General features: G+C 71.6%; 18 protein-coding genes. 10 read left to right on the top strand and 8 right to left on the bottom strand.

Going from position 1 to position 16933, the window contains the following annotated elements; translation table 11 throughout:
• Window positions 1–17 precede the first annotated feature (17 nt).
• Genes OG900_07980 through OG900_07970 form a run of 3 tightly spaced genes read right to left on the bottom strand, consistent with a single transcriptional unit; the run spans window position 18 to window position 3265 of the window.
• The gene (locus tag OG900_07980) at window positions 18–887 is read right to left on the bottom strand and encodes a carbohydrate ABC transporter permease (protein ID WUH90056.1); all 870 of its coding nucleotides are present in this window, start codon (window positions 885–887) and stop codon (window positions 18–20) included.
• Complete coding sequence (locus OG900_07975) at window positions 880–1884, bottom strand: sugar ABC transporter permease (GenBank protein ID WUH90055.1); 1005 nt, start codon at window positions 1882–1884, stop codon at window positions 880–882. The genes OG900_07980 and OG900_07975 overlap by 8 nt, the downstream gene beginning before the upstream one ends.
• 16 nt (window positions 1885–1900) lie before the next feature.
• Window positions 1901–3265, bottom strand: coding sequence for a sugar ABC transporter substrate-binding protein (locus tag OG900_07970; protein WUH90054.1), 1365 nt, complete (start codon window positions 3263–3265; stop codon window positions 1901–1903).
• Between the two features lie 148 nt (window positions 3266–3413).
• On the opposite strand from OG900_07970, the gene OG900_07965 reads away from it, so the two are divergent.
• From OG900_07965 to aroA, 6 genes are all read left to right on the top strand, one after another.
• Window positions 3414–4715, top strand: coding sequence for an ROK family transcriptional regulator (locus OG900_07965; GenBank protein ID WUH90053.1), 1302 nt, complete (start codon window positions 3414–3416; stop codon window positions 4713–4715).
• Window positions 4716–4779: 64 nt separating this feature from the next.
• Window positions 4780–5604 carry an AIM24 family protein gene (locus OG900_07960; GenBank protein ID WUH90052.1) on the top strand — a complete coding sequence of 275 codons (825 nt, stop codon included), beginning with the start codon at window positions 4780–4782 and terminating at the stop codon, window positions 5602–5604.
• A gap of 164 nt (window positions 5605–5768) precedes the next feature.
• Window positions 5769–6392 carry a bifunctional 4-hydroxy-2-oxoglutarate aldolase/2-dehydro-3-deoxy-phosphogluconate aldolase gene (locus OG900_07955; protein WUH90051.1) on the top strand — a complete coding sequence of 208 codons (624 nt, stop codon included), beginning with the start codon at window positions 5769–5771 and terminating at the stop codon, window positions 6390–6392.
• A gap of 79 nt (window positions 6393–6471) precedes the next feature.
• Window positions 6472–7254 (top strand): methyltransferase domain-containing protein, encoded by a 783-nt coding sequence (locus OG900_07950; protein WUH90050.1) that lies wholly within the window; start codon window positions 6472–6474, stop codon window positions 7252–7254.
• A gap of 83 nt (window positions 7255–7337) precedes the next feature.
• Window positions 7338–8504, top strand: coding sequence for a cytochrome P450 (locus OG900_07945; GenBank protein ID WUH90049.1), 1167 nt, complete (start codon window positions 7338–7340; stop codon window positions 8502–8504).
• A gap of 564 nt (window positions 8505–9068) precedes the next feature.
• Window positions 9069–10319 carry a 3-phosphoshikimate 1-carboxyvinyltransferase gene (gene aroA / locus OG900_07940; GenBank protein WUH90048.1) on the top strand — a complete coding sequence of 417 codons (1251 nt, stop codon included), beginning with the start codon at window positions 9069–9071 and terminating at the stop codon, window positions 10317–10319.
• A gap of 62 nt (window positions 10320–10381) precedes the next feature.
• On the opposite strand, the gene OG900_07935 is transcribed toward aroA, so the two are convergent.
• Genes OG900_07935 through OG900_07925 form a run of 3 tightly spaced genes read right to left on the bottom strand, consistent with a single transcriptional unit; the run spans window position 10382 to window position 12540 of the window.
• On the bottom strand, window positions 10382–11146 hold the full coding sequence (locus OG900_07935; GenBank protein WUH90047.1) for an SDR family oxidoreductase: 765 nt from the start codon (window positions 11144–11146) through the stop codon (window positions 10382–10384).
• A 29-nt stretch (window positions 11147–11175) separates the two neighbouring features.
• Window positions 11176–11958: an arylamine N-acetyltransferase gene (locus OG900_07930; protein ID WUH90046.1), complete on the bottom strand. Its 783-nt coding sequence runs from the start codon at window positions 11956–11958 to the stop codon at window positions 11176–11178.
• A 9-nt stretch (window positions 11959–11967) separates the two neighbouring features.
• Window positions 11968–12540 carry a helix-turn-helix domain-containing protein gene (locus OG900_07925; GenBank protein ID WUH90045.1) on the bottom strand — a complete coding sequence of 191 codons (573 nt, stop codon included), beginning with the start codon at window positions 12538–12540 and terminating at the stop codon, window positions 11968–11970.
• Window positions 12541–12628: 88 nt separating this feature from the next.
• Here OG900_07925 and OG900_07920 point away from each other — a divergent pair, with 88 nt between their 5' ends.
• Window positions 12629–13348, top strand: coding sequence for a peptide deformylase (locus tag OG900_07920; protein ID WUH90044.1), 720 nt, complete (start codon window positions 12629–12631; stop codon window positions 13346–13348).
• Here the strand turns inward: OG900_07920 and OG900_07915 are convergent.
• Complete coding sequence (locus OG900_07915; GenBank protein ID WUH90043.1) at window positions 13304–13732, bottom strand: ATP-binding protein; 429 nt, start codon at window positions 13730–13732, stop codon at window positions 13304–13306. The two genes, OG900_07920 and OG900_07915, sit on opposite strands and share 45 nt — an antisense overlap.
• Before the next feature lie 126 nt (window positions 13733–13858).
• Here OG900_07915 and OG900_07910 point away from each other — a divergent pair, with 126 nt between their 5' ends.
• The 3 genes from OG900_07910 to OG900_07900 are packed head-to-tail and all read left to right on the top strand — an operon-like array spanning window position 13859 to window position 15101.
• Complete coding sequence (locus tag OG900_07910) at window positions 13859–14719, top strand: helix-turn-helix transcriptional regulator (GenBank protein WUH90042.1); 861 nt, start codon at window positions 13859–13861, stop codon at window positions 14717–14719.
• Complete coding sequence (locus OG900_07905; GenBank protein WUH90041.1) at window positions 14685–14891, top strand: DUF397 domain-containing protein; 207 nt, start codon at window positions 14685–14687, stop codon at window positions 14889–14891. The genes OG900_07910 and OG900_07905 overlap by 35 nt, the downstream gene beginning before the upstream one ends.
• A gap of 24 nt (window positions 14892–14915) precedes the next feature.
• A complete protein-coding gene (locus OG900_07900) occupies window positions 14916–15101 on the top strand; it encodes a DUF397 domain-containing protein (protein WUH90040.1) in 186 nt (61 codons plus the stop codon).
• A gap of 9 nt (window positions 15102–15110) precedes the next feature.
• Here the strand turns inward: OG900_07900 and OG900_07895 are convergent, their stop codons facing one another.
• On the bottom strand, window positions 15111–16856 hold the full coding sequence (locus OG900_07895; GenBank protein ID WUH90039.1) for a serine/threonine protein kinase: 1746 nt from the start codon (window positions 16854–16856) through the stop codon (window positions 15111–15113).
• Between the last annotated feature and the right edge of the window lie 77 nt (window positions 16857–16933).

The following is a 16933-nucleotide window of genomic DNA, read 5'->3' as shown; positions in this document are numbered from 1 at the left end:
CTGCCTTTCGGGAGGGGTTACTTGACGGCGCCGGCGGTGAGCCCGGCGACGAGGTAACGCTGCAGGAGCAGGAATCCGGCGACCACGGGCAGGCTCACGACGATGGAGGCCGCCATGACCTGGTTCCAGTACACGTCGTTCTGGGTGGCGTACTCACGAAGGCCGACCGCCAGCGTCCTGGTGGACTCGTTGGTCATGACCGAGGCGAACAGCACCTCGCCCCAGGCCGTCATGAACGCGTAGACGCTCACGGCGACGATGCCCGGGACCGCGGCCGGGACCACGACCCGGAACAGCGCGCCGAGCGGGCCGCAGCCGTCCACCTTCGCGGCCTCGTCGAGATCCCGCGGGATCGAGTCGAAGTAGCCCGCCAGCATCCAGATGGAGAAGGGCAGCGAGAAGGTGAGGTAGGTGATGATCAGGCCGAGCCGGCTGCCGTTGAGCGTGACGCCCGTGCTGTTGCCGATGTTGACGAAGATCAGGTACAGCGGCAGCAGGAACAGGATGCCGGGGAACATCTGGGTGGACAGCACCGTCACGGTGAAGACCTTGCGGCCCATGAACCGGTAGCGGCTCACGGCGTAGGCGGCGAAGATCGCCAGGACCACGGAGAAGACCGTGGCGCTGACGCAGACGATCACCGAGTTCACGAAGTAGTGCGCGAGCGGGATCGTCTTCCAGATGTCGACGTACGGCTTGAACGTCAGGCTGTGCGGTATCCACTTGAAGGAGCCCTGCACGTCCTGAAGGGTCTTCAGGGACGAGCTGAGCATCACGTACACGGGGACCAGCACGAAGACCAGCAGCAGCGTCAGGACGACCCGCCGGGTCCACAGGAAGGACTTGGGCTGCGCCATCGGGGACGGCTGGTCGGTGAACCTAGACATCGTTCTCGCTCCTTCCCCTGGACGTGACCAGCAGGTAGATCGCCGTCACCACGAGCAGGAAGAGCAGCAGCAGGACCGACATGGCCGAGCCGGAGCCGAAGTTCCAGTTGATGAACGAGGACTGGTAGATGTGGATCGAGATCAGGTCCGCCTGGTGCGGCGGGTTCTGCCCGAACATCACGAACGGCGTGTTGAAGTCGTTGAACGTCCACAGGAAGAGCACCAGGACGATCACCTGGTTCACCGGCCGCAGCGACGGCATGGTGATCTTCCTGATCTGCTGCCAGACGCCGGCGCCGTCCATCGCGGCGGCCTCGTACAGCTCGCGCGGGATGTTCTGCAGGCCGGCCATCAGCGCCAGGAAGGCGAACGGCCAGGACTTCCAGACCGACACGATGACCATCGCCCAGAAGCTGTTGTCGCCGATCAGCCAGAAGGACTTGCTCGACGTCACGTGCAACTGGTCGTGCAGGACGTGGTTCACCAGACCGGTGTCCTGCTGGAACATGAACGTCCAGGTGATCAGCGCCGCGTACGCGGGCAGCGCGTAGGGCACCAGGAAGAGGGTGCGGATCAGGCCGCGGCCGCGGAACTTGTCCTGCAGCAGGATCGCCGCGGCGCAGCCCAGCAGCCAGGAGAAGGCCACGGACAGCAGGGTGTAGGACAGCGTCACCCAGAACGAGTGCAGCAGTGCCTCGCCGATCGGCTGGTGGATCTTTACCGCGGCTTTGTAGTTGTCGAACCCCGCCCAGGGGGCGGTGTTCCAGTGGTGGATGTAGAACAGCGTCAGGTTCTTGAAGCTGATCAGGATGCCGAAGAACATCGGCACGATGTGGATCAGCAGTTCGGCGAGGACGGCGGGCAGCAGGAGCAGGTACGGCAGCCCGCCTTGGCGGATGCGTTCGATGACACGCGGCCGGAGCCGGCGCCCGGCAGCGGACTTGCCGCTACCAGGGCCGGCTTCGGGCGCGCGCCTCGGGGGGGCGGTGGCAGTCATGGAGGAGAGCCGATCCTTACGAGGCGGGCATCTGCTGCTGCGCCTTGGTCAGCGCGGCCTTGACGGAGTCGTCGGTGACCGGCTTGCCCGCGGCGGCGTCGGCGAACAGGCTCTTGACGGCGGGGCCGACCAGGTTCTCGAACTGGCTCTCGTTGGCCACCTGGGGCAGCGGGGCGGCCGACTTGGCCAGCACGCCCGCCAGCACCTTCAGGTCCGGGGTCTGGAAGGCCGGGTCGCTCTGCGCCTCGGTGACCGGCGGGATCGAGCCGTACTTGCCGTTGAGCGCCTTCTGCTCGTCGGTGCTGGTCATGAACTTCACGAACGCCTCGGCGGCGTCCTTGTGCTTGGTGTCCTTGAAGATCGCGATGTTGATACCGGCGACCATCGAGGTCACGGCCGCGTCACCGGTGGCGCCCGCGGTCTGCGTCGGGACCGGGACCACGCCGTAGTCGTCGGGCTTCATGCCGTGCGAGGCGATCGCCGGGGCGGCCGACTGCCACATCATCATCGCGGCCTTGCCGGTGGCGAAGTCGGTGATGGTCTGGTTCTGCACGTACTCGGCGTTGCCCTTGGCCGCGATCTTGTCGCTGGCGATGAAGTCGACGTACTGCTTGACGGCCGCGACCTGCTGCGGGCCGGTGAAGGTCGGGCCGCCCTTGTCGTCGAACCAGCTGGCGCCGCGCTGCTTGGCGAGCACGAAGATGTGGTGGATGTTCTCCGCGCCGTTGGCGCCCTCGACCGCGAGGCCGTAGTGGCCGCCCGTGGTGAGCTTCTTGCCGTCGGCGACCAATTCGGCCCAAGTGGTGGGCGGAGTGGCGATACCGGCGTCGGCGAACATCTTCTTGTTGTAGTACAGACCGTATGCCATCGAGTACAGCGGCACGGCGGCCGGGTCCTGGCCCGCGGCACCGGCGGAGGCGATCGCGGCCGCGGCGAAGCGGTCCTTGCCGCCGATGGTGCCGAACGCCGCGTCGTCCCACGGCATCAGGGCGCCGGTGGCCTGGAGGGAGGCCGACCAGGTGTTGCCGATGTTGAGGACGTCCGGGCCCTGGCCGGAGGTGGCGGCCGCCAGGATGCGGTTGAGCAGGTCGGCCCAGCCGATGACCTCCAGCTTGACCTTGATGCCGGTGGACGCGGTGAACTTGTCCAGCTCGGTCGTCAGGGTGGCCTTGTCGGCGTCGATGCTGGTGCCCTGGTTGCTGGCCCAGTATGTGATCGTCTGGCCGCTCAGGCTGTTGGCGTCGGCGGTCTTGCCGCCGGTCGACTTGCTGCCGCTGTTGTCGTCGTCGGAGCCCCCGCCACACGCGGCGAGGGTCAGACCGAGCGCGGCCACGAGGGCGGTAGCCGCGACGAGTCTGCTGGAGGTGCTGGAAGAGCGCATGACGGTTCCCTCTCAGGGGTGGGATCGCTTCAGGAAGTGAACAGCGCCTGTGTCTTAATTCAGGGCGTGATTTAACTTGTGAGAAAAGGTGGCGTCAAGACCTTGTGCAGCGATAGATTCACGCCGGACCCCCCGGGAGGGAGACGAGATGGCTGAGCGAGGCAAGCGCACCGTTCGTGACCTGCGGCGCGGCAACCGTGCATCGCTTCTGCGTCATTTGTATTTCGAAGGTCCCCTGAGCCGCCAGGAACTGGGCCGGGACACGGGTCTGAGCGCCGGGTCGATCAGTAACGTCGTTGGAGAGTTGATCGCGGACGGCATGGTCGAGGAGGCCGGTGCCGTCGAGTCCGACGGCGGGCGCCCCAGGATCCTGCTGCAAGTCGCCCCGGGCTACGGCTACGTGGTCGGCGTGGACGTCGGCGAGACCCGGGTCCGGGTGGAGCTCTTCGACCTCGCGCTGACCGAACGGGCCGCCGCCGACCTGCCGTTGTCCGACAGCGGCCACGACGTCGACCACGTCGTACGGCTCGCCCTCGACGGCATCGAGACGGTGGTCCGCGAGGCCGGCATCGACGACAGCGAGGTGCTCGGCGTCGGCATCGGCGTCCCCGGCATCGTCGCCCAGCCCGACGCGCCGGGAGCCGTCCCCGGCGACGGGGACGGCATCGTCGTCTACGGCCAGACCATCGACTGGGACGCCGTACCGCTCGGCCGCCTGCTGCGAGCCGGCACCACCCTGCCGCTCTTCATCGACAACGGCGCCAAGACCCTCGGCCAGGCCGAGATGTGGTTCGGCGCGGGCCGCGGCTCGGACAACGTGGTGATCGCGCTGATCGGCTCCGGCGTCGGCGCCTGCGTCGTCACCAACGGCAAGCCCTACCACGGCGCCAGCAGCAGCGCGGGGGAGTGGGGCCACACCACCCTGCGGGTCGGCGGCCGCACCTGCCGCTGCGGCTCGCGCGGCTGCCTTGAGGCCTACGTCGGCGCCGAGGCGCTGCTCGGCCGCTGGCCGGGCGCCCCCAAGGGGGTCAGCGAGGAGACCGCGCTGGCCGAGCTGATCGCCGCCGCCGACAGCGACCCGGAGGCCGAGGCGCTGCTCGCCGAGGCCGCCGAGTACCTGGGCGCCGGCATCGCCGACCTGATCAACCTCTTCAACCCGCACCGCATCGTCATCGGCGGCTGGGCCGGGCTGATGCTCGGACCCCGGGTGCTGCCCACCGTCCGCGAGGTCGCCGCCGCCTACGCCCTGCACCACCCGTGCGCCCAGACCTCCATCGAGCTGGGCCGGCTCGGCGCCGACGCGGTCACCGTGGGCGCCGCCACCCTGCCGCTGGCCCGCTTCCTGGACACCGGCGGCGAGCGCCCGGTCGGCCTGCCGGCCCAGGCCGACGGCGAGCGGCCGGGCGATCCGGGTTCGCTGCGGAACCGAATCGCCCGCGCGGTACGTTGAGTGGAGGGCGCCGAGCGCGCCGTTATCGCCCCATTCGGTACCGCACGTCCCGAGGAGTATGGCTGTGACCTTGCAGCAGCAGATTGTCGGCAATGCCATGCAGATGGCCGTCTGCACCCTCAACCCCGGCCAGACGGTCTACTGCGAGGCCGGGAAGTTCCTGTTCAAGACGGCCAACGTGTCCATGGAGACCCGCCTCGGCGGCCCCGGCGCCCGCAATGCCGGCGGCGGCCAGCCCGGCGGCGGCGGGGGCGGTGGCATGGGCGGCATGCTGCGGCAGGCCATGGGCACCGCGATGCAGGTCGGCCAGCGGGCGCTGGCCGGCGAGTCGCTGGCCTTCCAGTACTTCACCGCGTCCGGCGGCGAGGGCACCGTCGGCTTCGCCGGGGTGCTGCCCGGCGAGATGCGCGCCCTGGAGCTGACCGGCTCGCGGGCCTGGTTCGCGGAGAAGGACGCCTTCGTGGCCGCCGAGGAGACCGTGCAGTTCGGCATCGCCTTCGCCGGCGGCCGGCAGGGCATGAGCGGCGGCGAGGGCTTCATCCTGGAGAAGTTCACCGGCCACGGCACCGTGATCATCGCCGGCGCCGGCAATTTCATCGACCTCAACCCCGCCGACTTCGGCGGCCGCATCGAGGTCGACACCGGCTGCATCGTCGCCTTCGAGGAAGGCATCCATTACGGCGTCCAGCGCATCGGCGGCCTGAACCGCCAGGGCATCATGAACGCGGTCTTCGGCGGCGAGGGCCTGTCGCTCGCCACCCTGGAGGGCAACGGCCGGGTCATCCTCCAGTCCATGACGATCGAGGGCCTGGCCAACGCGCTGAAGAAGGCGCAGGGCGGCGACAAGCAGGGCCCGACCGGTGGCCTGTTCTCGACGCACACCGGGTGAGCCCGGCCACCGCCCCTTCCCTCTCATGCTCCTCTCATGTCACGGTGCGGTGACAGCTCCCGATCGACCGGCGGCGGGCCGTCGCCCGGCGGGTAGCGTGCTGATCGCGGTCTCCACCCACCGCACCATCCGGGCAGCACCGTCAGGAAGGACCGCGATCCTCCGTGTACCGCTGGGAGACCACCAGGACCGCGCTCGCACAGCGGGTCTTCGCCACGATCCGCGGCCGGACCTACGACCAGGCCGCCGCCACCGCGGACACGCTGCTCTCGGCCGGGCTCACCACCCTGGAAATCTCGCTGACCACGCCCTTCGCGCTGGAAGCGGTCACCACCCTGGTCCGCGAGGTCGGTGACGACGCGGTCATCGGCGCCGGCACGGTCGTCGACGAGATGTCCGCCAGGATGGCCGTCGACGCGGGCGCCCGCTTCCTGCTGGCGCCGAATCTGGACGAGGCGGTCCTGCGCACCGGCCACCGCTACGGCGTGCCCGTCTTCCCCGGCGTCGCGACCCCGACCGAGGCGGTGCGCGCGATGGAGCTGGGCGCGGACGCGCTGACGATCTACCCCGCGTCCTCGCTGTCCCCGCGCTGGATCGACCATCTGCGGACGGTCCTCCCGCAGGCGCCCCTCATCCCGATCGGCGGCGTCACCGTCGCCGAGGCCCCCGAGTGGGTCGCCGCCGGCGCGGTGGCGGTGGGCATGGGCTCCGCGCTCACCGAGGGCGACCGTCCGACGGTCACCAAGCGCCTCATGGACCTCCTCGACCGCCTGGCCGACCCGACCTGAGCACCGACCGGCCGGGGCCCGCGGACCACCGCGGCGCGGCCGGTGCCCGACGACCTGTGACCCCCTCTGGAGCGGCGTCATGACCTACACGGAAACCGGCATCACCGCCGCCATCGAGCAGCTCACCGGGACGAGCCTGTCCGCGCTGCCGCGGACGCAGCTGGACGGCATCGACCAATACCACGCAGGCGGCGTGGAGGCGGTCGACCGCCTGATCCCGCACCTGGCGCTCACCCCGGGATCGACCCTGCTGGACGTCGGCTCCGGCTTCGGCGGGCCCGCCCGCCGGATCGCCGAGGCCACCGGCTGCCACGTCGTCGGCGTCGACATCACCCCCGCCTACGTGGAAGCCGCCCGCGCCCTGACCCAAGCCGCCGGGCTCGCGGAACGGACCGCCTTCTTCTGCACCGACATCGGCGCCTTCGACCGCACCGGCTTCGACGCCGCCTGCACGGTCCACGTCCAGATGAACATCCAGGACAAGAAGGCCTTCTACGCCGAGATCGCCCGCCGCCTGCGCCCGGCGGCCCGCTTGGTCGTCTTCGAGGTCTGCGGCGGCCCCGCCGCCCCGCCCCTGCCGCTTCCCTGGTCCCTCGACGGCACCGACAGCCACCTGGCCGGCCCCGAGGAGCTGTGCGCCACGATCGCCTCCAGCGGCTTCGACCTCCTCGACTGGACCGACGAGACGCCCTGGGCCCGCGCGTGGTTCGACGACCTGGGCCGCGGCCTCGCCGCCGGTGCGCCCGCGCCCGCCCTCCCGTCGCTGCTCACCGACGGCCCCGCCCGTATGCTCAACTTCGCGATCGCCCTCAGCACGGGCGCGGTGACCGTCCACCGCGGCACTTTCACCGTGCCCGCGTGAGGAGTTCGCCCGCGGGCGCGGGGAACCGCGCGCACGGCCCGGGAGTTGGGTAAGAAGGACGCGACCGCAAGGGGGCAACCGGCTTGGGACCCGTCGAAGACCTGCGCGCGGAAGGATTCCGCGAGGACCCGTATCCCACCTACGCCCGCTTACGGGCCGAGGGCCCGGTCCACCGGGTCATCACCCCCGAGGGCGACACCACCTGGCTCGTCGTGGGCCACGAGGCCGCCAGGGCCGCCCTGGCCGATCCCCGGCTGGGCAAGGACTTCCGCAATCTCAGCACGGACGCCTATTCGCTCCCGGCCAACGCGAACATGCTGAACGCCGACCCGCCGGAGCACACCCGCCTGCGCCGGCTGGTGGCAAGGGAGTTCACCCCGCGCCGGGTGGCGGCGCTCCAGCCGCGTATCCAGCAGATCACCGACGAGCTGCTCGACGCGGCCATGCGCGAACCGACCGCCGACCTCGTCGACGCCCTGGCCTTCCCGCTGCCCATGATGGTGATCTGCGAACTGCTCGGCGTCCCCGACCTCGACCGCAAGGCCTTCCGCGGCTGGTCGAACGACTTCGTGAGCGGCGACGGCGAGGCCGAATGGCGAGCCGCGCAGGCCATGTCGGCGTATCTGACCGAGCTGATCGAGGACAAGCGCTGCGGCGGCCCGGCCGACGACCTGCTGAGCGCGCTGATCAGGACGCGGTACGAGGACGGCGACAGCCTCTCGCCCGACGAACTGACCGGCATGGCCTTCCTGTTGCTGGTGGCGGGCCACGAGACGACCGTCAACCTCATCACGAACGCGGTGCTCGCCCTGCTCAGGCACCCCGACCAACTCGCCGCCCTGCGCGCGGACATCACACTCATCGACGGCGCCGTCGAGGAGGCGCTGCGCCACGAGGGGCCGGTCGAGACCACGACCTGGCGCTGTGCCACCGAGCCGATGACCATCGCGGGCACCGCCGTCCCGCAGGGCGACTCCGTCCTGATCTCGCTGGCCGCCGCCGACCGCGACCCGGCGCGCTTCCCCGCGCCGGACACGTTCGACATCCGCCGCCCGGCGCAGGCCAACCTCGCCTTCGGCCACGGCATCCACTACTGCCTCGGCGCCCCGCTCGCCCGACTGGAAGCCCGGGTCGCCATCCCCACGCTGCTCGCCCGCGCCCCCGAGCTGGCGCTGGTGCCGGAACCGCTCACCTGGCGCCCGGGTTTGCTCGTACGCGGGCCCGTCCGGCTGGCGGTCAGCTTCGGGTAGCCGGCGGTGGCGGGACGCAACTGCGCGACCACCAGCGCCCCGAGGATCAGCGCACCGCCCAGCACCTGCACGGCCGTCAGCCGCTGGCCCAGCGCCAGCCAGTCCGCGACCCTCCGCGCCCTCCTCTTGTCCCTGGGCGACACCGGCCCCTGACCGGGGGGCCTCACCTACGGCCTGGTGGGGGCTGGTCGCTCCGTTCTCCCCCAGCGCTTCGCCTGGGGGTACTCCCACGTGCCCCCGGGTGGGTGCCACTTGCGGTGGCGTTGCCTTCTTTCCCGCCTCGCCGGCGGGGCGCGCGGTTCCCCGCGCCCCTGAAAAACGCGTGCCCTCTGTGCAGAGCCCAGCCCCTTGGCGGGGACCAAGGCCTGGCGCAGGAGGGCGCAGGCCAAAAGGGGCGCGGGGAACTGCGCGACCAGCCACGACGCAGCCGCGGGCAAGCAACGCACCGCAAGGGGCAATCACCCCAGGGGTGGCGGCAGGCAAGCAGCTCACCGCAAGGGGCAGGATCCGGGGCCGGGCCGGGGCCCGTAAAATCGGCGGGCCGGGGGGAGCGTCCCCCCCACCATGCTGGAGGCAGTCGTGCTGGTCCGCGTACCCGGTTCGAAATCCGTGACGGCCCGCGCCCTGTTCCTGGCGGCCGCGGCGGACGGGGAGAGCGTCCTGCGCCGGCCCCTGCTCTCGGACGACACGGACGGCTTCGCGCAGGCCCTCGCGACCCTCGGCTACGACGTGCACCGCGCAGCGGACGAGTGGCGGATCACAGGCCGCCCGGAAGGCCCGTCCAGGCCCACGGCCGAGGTGGACTGCCGGGACGCCGGCACCGCGGCCCGTTTCCTCCCGGCCCTGGCGTCGGCCGCGAAGAGCGGAACGTTCCGCTTCGACGCCTCACCCCAGATGCGCCGCAGGCCCGTCGCCCCGCTCACGGACGCGCTCCGCGGGCTGGGCGTGGACCTGGTGCACGACGGGGCCGAGGGCCACCTCCCGCTGACCGTGCGGGCGGCCGGGATGAAGGGCGGCGACGTGGTGCTCGACGCGAGCCTGTCCTCGCAGTTCCTCACCGCGCTGCTGATGACCGGGCCGCTGACCGCGGAGGGCCTGCGTATCAAGGTGACCGGCATCGTCTCGGTGCCGTATGTCGAGATCACCCTCGCGATGATGCGCGGCTTCGGCGTGGAGGTGGCCCGCGAGGGCGACACGTTCGTCGTGCCGCCCGGCGGCTACCGGGCGACGGACTACGTCATCGAGCCGGACGCCTCCGCGGCCAGCTACGTCTTCGCCGCCGCGGCCCTGGCGGGCAGGACCGCCACCGTCCCGGGCCTGGGCAAGGGCGCACTCCAGGGCGACCTCCAATTCGTCGAGGTGCTGCGCGCCATGGGCGCCGACGTGGAGATCGGGCCCGACGCCACGACGGTGACCGGCACCGGCCGCCTGGCCGGTGTGACGGTCAACATGCGGGACATCTCCGACACGATGCCCACCCTCGCGGCGATCGCGCCGTTCGCGGACGGCCCGGTGCGGATCGAGGACGTCTACAACACGCGCGTCAAGGAGTGCGACCGGCTGGACGCCTGCGCGGAGAATCTGCGGGCGCAGGGCGTCGCGGTCGAGACCGGCCGGGACTGGATCGAGATCCAGCCGGGCACACCGGCCCCGGTGGAGATCGCCTGCCGCGGCGACCACCGGATGGCGATGAGCTTCGCGGTGGCGGGCCTGCGGACGCCGGGCACGACCTTCGACGACCCGGACTGCGTGAAGAAGACCTTCCCGGGCTTCCACGACTTCTTCGCGGGGCTGCGCGCGGCCTGGGATGTCTGACCGCGCCGGGGCGGGGCCGGCGCCAGCCCCCCCGGCCCCCGGTCCGCGCGCGGAAGGCAGGCTCACCAGGGGAGCGTGCCGTAGCCGATGTCACTCTCGCCTTCCGCGGGCTGGACGTGGCCCCACAGGATTCCGGACGGCCCGTCGTCGGGGAGGGTGGCGAGGTGCACGCTGGGCTCGGCTCCCTGGGCTGCCGAGCGCGGGCCCCGGTGGTCGTTGAAGTCCGTGGCGGTGAAGCCGGGATTGGCGGCGTTGACCTTGATCGGGGTGTCCCGCAGTTCCTTCGCGTACATGGCGGTGAGCATGTTGACCGCCGTCTTGGACGACGGGTATTGCGCCGAGGCCGGCATCCGGCCGAGCGGACCGCCCGTATCCTGCGAGGAGATCGAGCCGACCTGACTGGAGACGTTGACGATCCGCGCGGCCTCGGCGCGGCGCAGCAGCGGAAGCATCGCGTTGGTCACCGCGACCACTCCGAAGACGTTGACCTCGTAGACCGCCCGCATGTCATCGAGCGACGTCTCGCTCGGCGAGGCCCCGCGGCGCGAGAGCGTGGACGTGCCCGCGTTGTTGACCAGAATGTCCAGGCGGCCGTACTCCGCCTCGATCCACGCCGCCGCCCGGCCGATGGACTCTCCGTCGGTCACGTCCAGTTGGACGAAACGGGCGTCGGCTCCGTCCTTGCGCAGCGAGTCCTCGGCCTCCTGGCCGCGCGCCTCGTCCCGCGCACCGACCAGGACGGTCACGCCCAGTGCGGCCAGCTGCCGGGCCGTCTCGAACCCGATTCCCTTGTTGGCCCCGGTGATCAGGGCGATCTTCGGCGTCATATCTCAACGCTACGCCCTGGCGCCGGCCGTCACAGCGGGGCGACGACGGGTTCGCGGTCGAGCGCGATACCGAAGTGCTCGCGGTAGGCGGCCAGGACCTCGCCGTCGCCCAACTCCCGCTCCACCCGGCCGCCTTCGTCCTCGGTCAGCACCAGCTTGCGCCCGCTGAGGGTCACCCGCCCGGTCCCGGTCTGCCGGGAGCAGACCAGCGACTGCCGGAAGTGCGAGGTCGACGAGGTGCGCTGCCACCAGCAGGTCGCCTCGAAGTCGCCCAGCGCGCGCGGGCGCTGCTCCAGCCGGTAGGCCGGGGCGCCGTCGTGCGTGACGTCCAGGTCGCCGTCCGGCGCCTCGGCGATACGGAAGACACCGCCGGGCTCGTGCTGCTCGGCCCGGCTGCCGTAGTCGAGCGGGTAGTGGCTGTGCCGCCCGAAACCGACGTCCGCCAGCCACGGCCCGCCGCCGTCCGCCGTCGTGACCCGCAGCGCCAGGTGGTCGTACGGCGGCCCGAGGTGCTCGCCGTCGCCGAAGACCCGCGCCGCCAGCAGGTCCACCCCGAAGCCGAGCGAGCGGAGCAACGCGCCGAAGAGGCCGTTGAGTTCGTAGCAGAAGCCGCCGCGCCCGGCGCCGACGACCTTCTCGAAGAGCGCCGCCTCCGTCAGGACGATGTCCTGCCCGAGGTGGATCGACAGGTTCTCGAACGGCACGGCCAGCAGGTGCCGCCGCTGGAGCGTACGCAGGGCTTCCGCGTCGGCGGTGGTCGGGCGGGCGGCGCCGATACGGCGGAGGTAGGCGTCGGCCTGGGTGGAGTCCATGCGACCTTTCTACGTGGTGGCGGGACCGGACGTGTCCGGGGGCAGCGGGAAGAGCCGCGCCACCACGGCGACGGGTACGGCGCCGGCCGGGCGCGCGGCGGGGCGGTCGTCGCGGTCGCGGAAGCGGGCCAGCAGGCGGTGGACGGCGGCGGCCACTTCCGCGGTCTCGGCCGGGGTGAGGTGCACGACCGCGCTGAAGGAGTCGTCCTGCCGCCACTGCGGTGGCGCCTGCTCCAGTCCGGCGAGCCGCCGCCGGTAGGCCGCGTCCTCCAGGTCGCGGGTCAGCGCGGTGAAGCCGTCGGGCACGGCGGTGGCGGACTCCCAGCGCAGCCGCCAGGGCCGCGGGCCGCCGCGCCCGGGGGAGTGCGGCGCCTCCTCGATCAGCCCGTGCCGGGCGAGCTGCCGCAAGTGGAAGGAGCACAGCCCGGAGCTGTGCCCGAGCCGGGCGGCGGCCTGTGTGGAGGTGACCGTGCCGGCCTCGGCGAGCAGGTCGAGCAGCGCGATCCGTATCGGGTGGTCCGGCAGGTCGCGCCGGGCGCGGTCCGGTCGGGCCGCGGTCCGGTCCTGCGGGTCGTCGCTCATTTGCAAAGAGTGCTACTTTGCAAATGAGTTGGTCAAGTCGGCAGGCGCCACCAGTGGTTGGCGCGCGCCCGAGGGCGGAGGTCCCCGGATGGGTACGGAAGTACGCGAAGTGCGGGTGCAGGGCGAGCGGGTCGCGTCCCATCCGGACCTGCCGCCGGAGGCCGTACGCGGCGCGGTACGCCGGATCACCGTCGTCGGCGAGGAGGTGCTGAGCCGGCCTTGCGAGGACGTGACGCGGTTCGGCACACCCGAACTGTCCCGGCTCGTGGACGACATGTTCGCCACCAACGCGGCCGCCGAGGGCGCGGCCATCGCCGCCAACCAGGTCGGCGTCCCGCTGCGGCTCTTCGTCTGGGACATGGCCGACGAGTGGGGAGTGCGGCACGTCGGCCACATCGCCAACCCGGTGCTCGACCACCTCCCGGCCGTGCGCCGCCGTCTCGCGGAGGAGCCCGAGGGCTGCCTGTCGGTGCCGGGCCCCCACCGGGTGCTGGCCAGGCCCGACCTGGCGGTCGTCCGCGGCCAGGACATGCACGGCGGGCCCCTGGTGATCAAGGGCCGCGGCTACTTCGCGCGCTGCCTCCAGCACGAGACGGACCACCTGTACGGCCGCCTGTACGTCGACCGGCTGTCCGCCCGCGAACGGCGGGCCGTGCTGCGGGAGATGGCCGCCGCCCAACCCGACGTGCTGGCCCGCCGGGCCGCCCGCGCGGCGGCCCTGGGCAAGTCAACCGACCAGGGCCCAGACGCGGCCCTGGGCAAGTCAACCGACCAGCGCCCAGACGAGCTTCCCGACTCCCTGGCGTGAACTGACGCCCCACCGGCGCCCGGTGAGCACATCGACCAGCGCGAGCCCGCGGCCGCCTTCGTCGTCGTCCGCGGGCCGCCGCATCTGCGGCAACCGGTCGTTGGCGTCGTGCACCTCGATGCGGATGCCCTCGGGCATCCGCTCGTAGCGCGTCTCGACCAGGCGCCCCGCGGGCGTGCGGGCGTGCCGGACGGCGTTCGTGAGCAGCTCCGAGAGGACCAGCTCCGCCGGGTCGGCGAGGTGGTCAAGCCCCCACGTGCTGAGCGTGCCCCGCAACTCGCGCCGCGCCCGCGCGACCGACCGCCCACTGAGCGGCCACCGGGCCACGACGGGGTCGGGGCGGGTGTCGAGGGTGACCTGACGGTCGGTCGTGGGCTGTTCCATGACTGTGCCTCCGCGCGTACTACCGGCACTCTGTGTGCCGAACTACGCACAGAGTGACGTGGCCGGGGATAGCCTTGACAGGAGGCCGCCCTCTCCAAAGGGCGATGGAGGAACGGGGAGTTCCACGTGAGTCGTAGCCAGGATCCCGATGTCCCGCTGAGCCCTAGCGAGTTCTACGGCCAGGAGATCCAGCGCCGTCGCGAACTGATGGGCCTGACGCAGGCCAAGCTCGGCGAGCTGATCGTGATGTCGCCACAGATGATCGCGCACTTCGAGGCCGGCCGCCGCAAGCCGCGTATTGACGACGCGAGGCGCCTTGACCAGGCCCTGGACACAGACGGCTTCTTCGTGCGGATGCGCCGAACGCTGGAGGACGCGCGGTTCGCCCACCATTTCGCCGCCGTAAGGGAGTTGGAACGACTGGCGACGGTCATCCACTGCTACGGGGGAGCGCTGGTGTCCGGCCTGCTCCAGACCGAGGACTACGCGACGGCGGTGCTGCGCGCGGGCCTGCCGAACCCTGTTGCGGGCAATGTGGAACAACGGGTGGCAGGTCGCCTGGAGCGGGCCCAGATCCTGGAAGACCCCGACACGCCGGTCTTGTGGTTCATTATGGACGAGCACGCACTACGCCGTTGCGTTGGTGGGCCCGCAGTCATGGCCAGGCAGTTGCGCCACATCGCCTCCGTCGTGCGCAGGGGCCGTATTCGATTCCATGTCCTCCCGTTCTCAGCAGGTGCACACGCGCTGTTGGAGAGCATGGTCACCCTCATGTGGTTCACCGACGCGCCTCCTCTCGCATACGTTGAAGGCCTGTACATGGGACGCCTGCTGGACGATCCAGCGGTGGTCGAAGCCTGTCAGGCGTCCTTCAGCTTGGCTTTGAGTGAGTCGCTGTCAGCAGCACAGTCGCTGGCCCTGATCGAGGAAGTGGCGGAAGAATATGAACGACATGGAGTTCCAGCTGAGCGGCGCCCACTGGCGTAAGTCCAGCTACAGCGGCCCCAGCGCAGGCGACTGCGTCGAGGTCGCGGACGGCGTAACGGGATTCACGCCCGTGCGTGACAGCAAGGACCCCCAGGGCCCGGCCCTGGTTTTCCCGGCTGCGGCTTGGGCAGCCTTTCTCTCCGACGTGAAGGCGGGCCGCTTTCAGGTCTGAGCCCCTTGCATAAAGGAGAGCGCTATGACCTGGCGCAAGTCGAGTTACAGCGGCGGGGACAACGGCGACTGCGTCGAGGTTGCGGACGGCGTAGCGGGGTTCACGCCCGTGCGTGACAGCAAGGACCCCCAGGGCCCGGCCCTGGTCTTCCATGCCTCGGCCTGGGCCGAATTCCTCGCCGACGTGAAAGCGGGCCGCTTCCAGGCCTGAGCGGGGGCGTCAGCGCGGGACGCGCCAGAGGCGGACGTAGCGCGCGTCGCCGCTGGCAAGCATCGTGCCGTCCGGGCGGAAGACGACCGAGTAGGCCTGGCCGGATGTGCCGCGCCACGTGGCCGTCGTGGTCGCGGTGGCGACGTCCCAGAGCGTCACCGTACGCCTCGTGTTGCCGGTGGCCAGCCTCGTGCCGTCCGGGCTGAAAGCCAGGGATCTGATCCGGCCGCCGAGGCCGGGCCAGGCCGGGATCGACGCGCCCGTGGCGGCCTCCCACATCCGGACGCCGGATTTCCCGGTGGCGGCAGCCACCACCCTGCCGTCCGGGCTGAAAGCCACCGCGTGGATCCGGCCGCCGCCGCCGGGCCAGCCGGCGACCTTCTCACCCGAGGCGACGTCCCACAGGCGGACGTCCTTGTTGTTGCCGCCGGTGGCCAGCGTCATGCCGTCCGGGCTGAACGCCAGCGAGTGGACGCAGCGCGTGTGGCCGGTCAGCTCGGCGGTGCAGCCGCCCGAGGCGACGTCCCAAAGCCGCACGGACGTGTCGTCGCCCGCGCTGGCGAGCGTCGTGCCGTCCGGGCTGAAGGCCAGCGTACGGACCGCACCGGTGTGGCCGGTGAGCTTCGTCGCGACGGGACGCCCCGCGGTGATGTCCCACAGCCGGATCACCTTGTCGTCGCCGCCGCTGGCGAGCACGGTGCCGTCCGGGCCGAACGCCAGCGCGCGGATCCAGCCCTTGTGGTCGTGCAGCGTGGTGCTGACGGTCTGGCCCGGAGTGACCGCCCACAGCCGTACGGTCTTGTCGTCGCCCGCGCTGGCGAGCGTCGTGCCGTCCGGGCTGAAGGCCACCGCCCTGACCCAGTCGGTGTGCCCCTCCACGGCGTGCGGGTCGGACGCCCAGGCGACCCGGGGCGGTTCGGGCGCGGCATCCTGCGCCGCCGGTACCGCGTCGCGCGGGGCGTCGACCAGGGCCAGCGCCTGGACCGGGGTCGGGCGCAGATCCGGGTCCTTCCGCAGCAGTTGGGTGATCAGCGCGGTGAGCCGCCCCGAACGCCTGGGCGGCGCGGCCTCGTCGTGGACCACCGAGGTCAGGACGTCCGGCCGGAAGGGCAGTTCACCTTCCAGCGCCAGGTAGAGGGTCACGCCCAGCGAGAAGAGGTCGCCCGCACCGCCCGCCTCGGCCCCGCCGATCCGCTCCGGTGCGATGAAGCCCGGGGTCCCGGCGAGCACGCCCGGGGACGTCAGGGCGCCGTCGGAATTCCGCGTGGCGCCCCCGAAGTCCGTGAGCAGCACCTCGCCGTCGCTCGCGAGGATGACGGCCGCCGGTGAGATGTTGCGGTGCACCACGTCGGCCGCGTAGGCGGCGGCGAGGACCTTGAGCACGGCCCTGGCCACGTCCGCCGCCCGGTCCACGGACAGCGTCCCGTGCGCGTCGAGGTGCTCCCGCAGCGAGCGCCCCTCGACCAGTCGCGTGACCGTCCAGGGCACGTCGTCCTCGTGGACGACGTCGTGGACGGCGACGACGTGGGCGTGGTCGCGCAGCCGCGCGGCATTGCGGGCCTGCCGCATCGCGCGGGCCCGCACCTCCGCGCTGTCGGCGTCCGCGGCGGACAGCAGGAAGCGCTTGACCGCCACGTCGATCCGCAGGCGCTCGTCGTGCGCCCGCCACACCTCGCCCATCGCGTCCGCACCCAGCCTCACGACCAGCCGGTAGCGCCCGCCGACCAGTTGCCCCTGCTTCACCTCTGCCGCCACTTTGCCCACTTCCCCCTGCCGAGTCGCCTGTGCCCCGGCCAGCAGCGTAGGTAATACCGCGGTGGAAGGTGCGGGCC

Origin of the sequence: Streptomyces sp. NBC_00433 (genome assembly GCA_036015235.1) — a bacterium.
In the GTDB taxonomy this organism is placed as follows: Bacteria; Actinomycetota; Actinomycetes; order Streptomycetales; family Streptomycetaceae; genus Actinacidiphila.
The sequence above is the reverse complement of the archived record's forward strand: the minus strand, read 5'-3'. Positions and strand labels throughout refer to the sequence as shown.

Bases quoted from the DNA above. Each gene is read 5' to 3' on its own strand.
- OG900_07980 (WUH90056.1), bottom strand. From the start codon at position 887: ATGTCTAGGTTCACCGACCAGCCGTCCCCGATGGCGCAGCCCAAGTCC.
- OG900_07975 (WUH90055.1), bottom strand. From the start codon at position 1,884: ATGACTGCCACCGCCCCCCCGAGGCGCGCGCCCGAAGCCGGCCCTGGT.
- OG900_07970 (WUH90054.1), bottom strand. From the start codon at position 3,265: ATGCGCTCTTCCAGCACCTCCAGCAGACTCGTCGCGGCTACCGCCCTC.
- OG900_07965 (WUH90053.1), top strand. From the start codon at position 3,414: ATGGCTGAGCGAGGCAAGCGCACCGTTCGTGACCTGCGGCGCGGCAAC.
- OG900_07950 (WUH90050.1), top strand. From the start codon at position 6,472: ATGACCTACACGGAAACCGGCATCACCGCCGCCATCGAGCAGCTCACC.
- aroA (WUH90048.1), top strand. From the start codon at position 9,069: ATGCTGGAGGCAGTCGTGCTGGTCCGCGTACCCGGTTCGAAATCCGTG.
- OG900_07935 (WUH90047.1), bottom strand. From the start codon at position 11,146: ATGACGCCGAAGATCGCCCTGATCACCGGGGCCAACAAGGGAATCGGG.
- OG900_07930 (WUH90046.1), bottom strand. From the start codon at position 11,958: ATGGACTCCACCCAGGCCGACGCCTACCTCCGCCGTATCGGCGCCGCC.
- OG900_07925 (WUH90045.1), bottom strand. From the start codon at position 12,540: ATGAGCGACGACCCGCAGGACCGGACCGCGGCCCGACCGGACCGCGCC.
- OG900_07920 (WUH90044.1), top strand. From the start codon at position 12,629: ATGGGTACGGAAGTACGCGAAGTGCGGGTGCAGGGCGAGCGGGTCGCG.
- OG900_07915 (WUH90043.1), bottom strand. From the start codon at position 13,732: ATGGAACAGCCCACGACCGACCGTCAGGTCACCCTCGACACCCGCCCC.
- OG900_07905 (WUH90041.1), top strand. From the start codon at position 14,685: ATGGAGTTCCAGCTGAGCGGCGCCCACTGGCGTAAGTCCAGCTACAGC.
- OG900_07900 (WUH90040.1), top strand. From the start codon at position 14,916: ATGACCTGGCGCAAGTCGAGTTACAGCGGCGGGGACAACGGCGACTGC.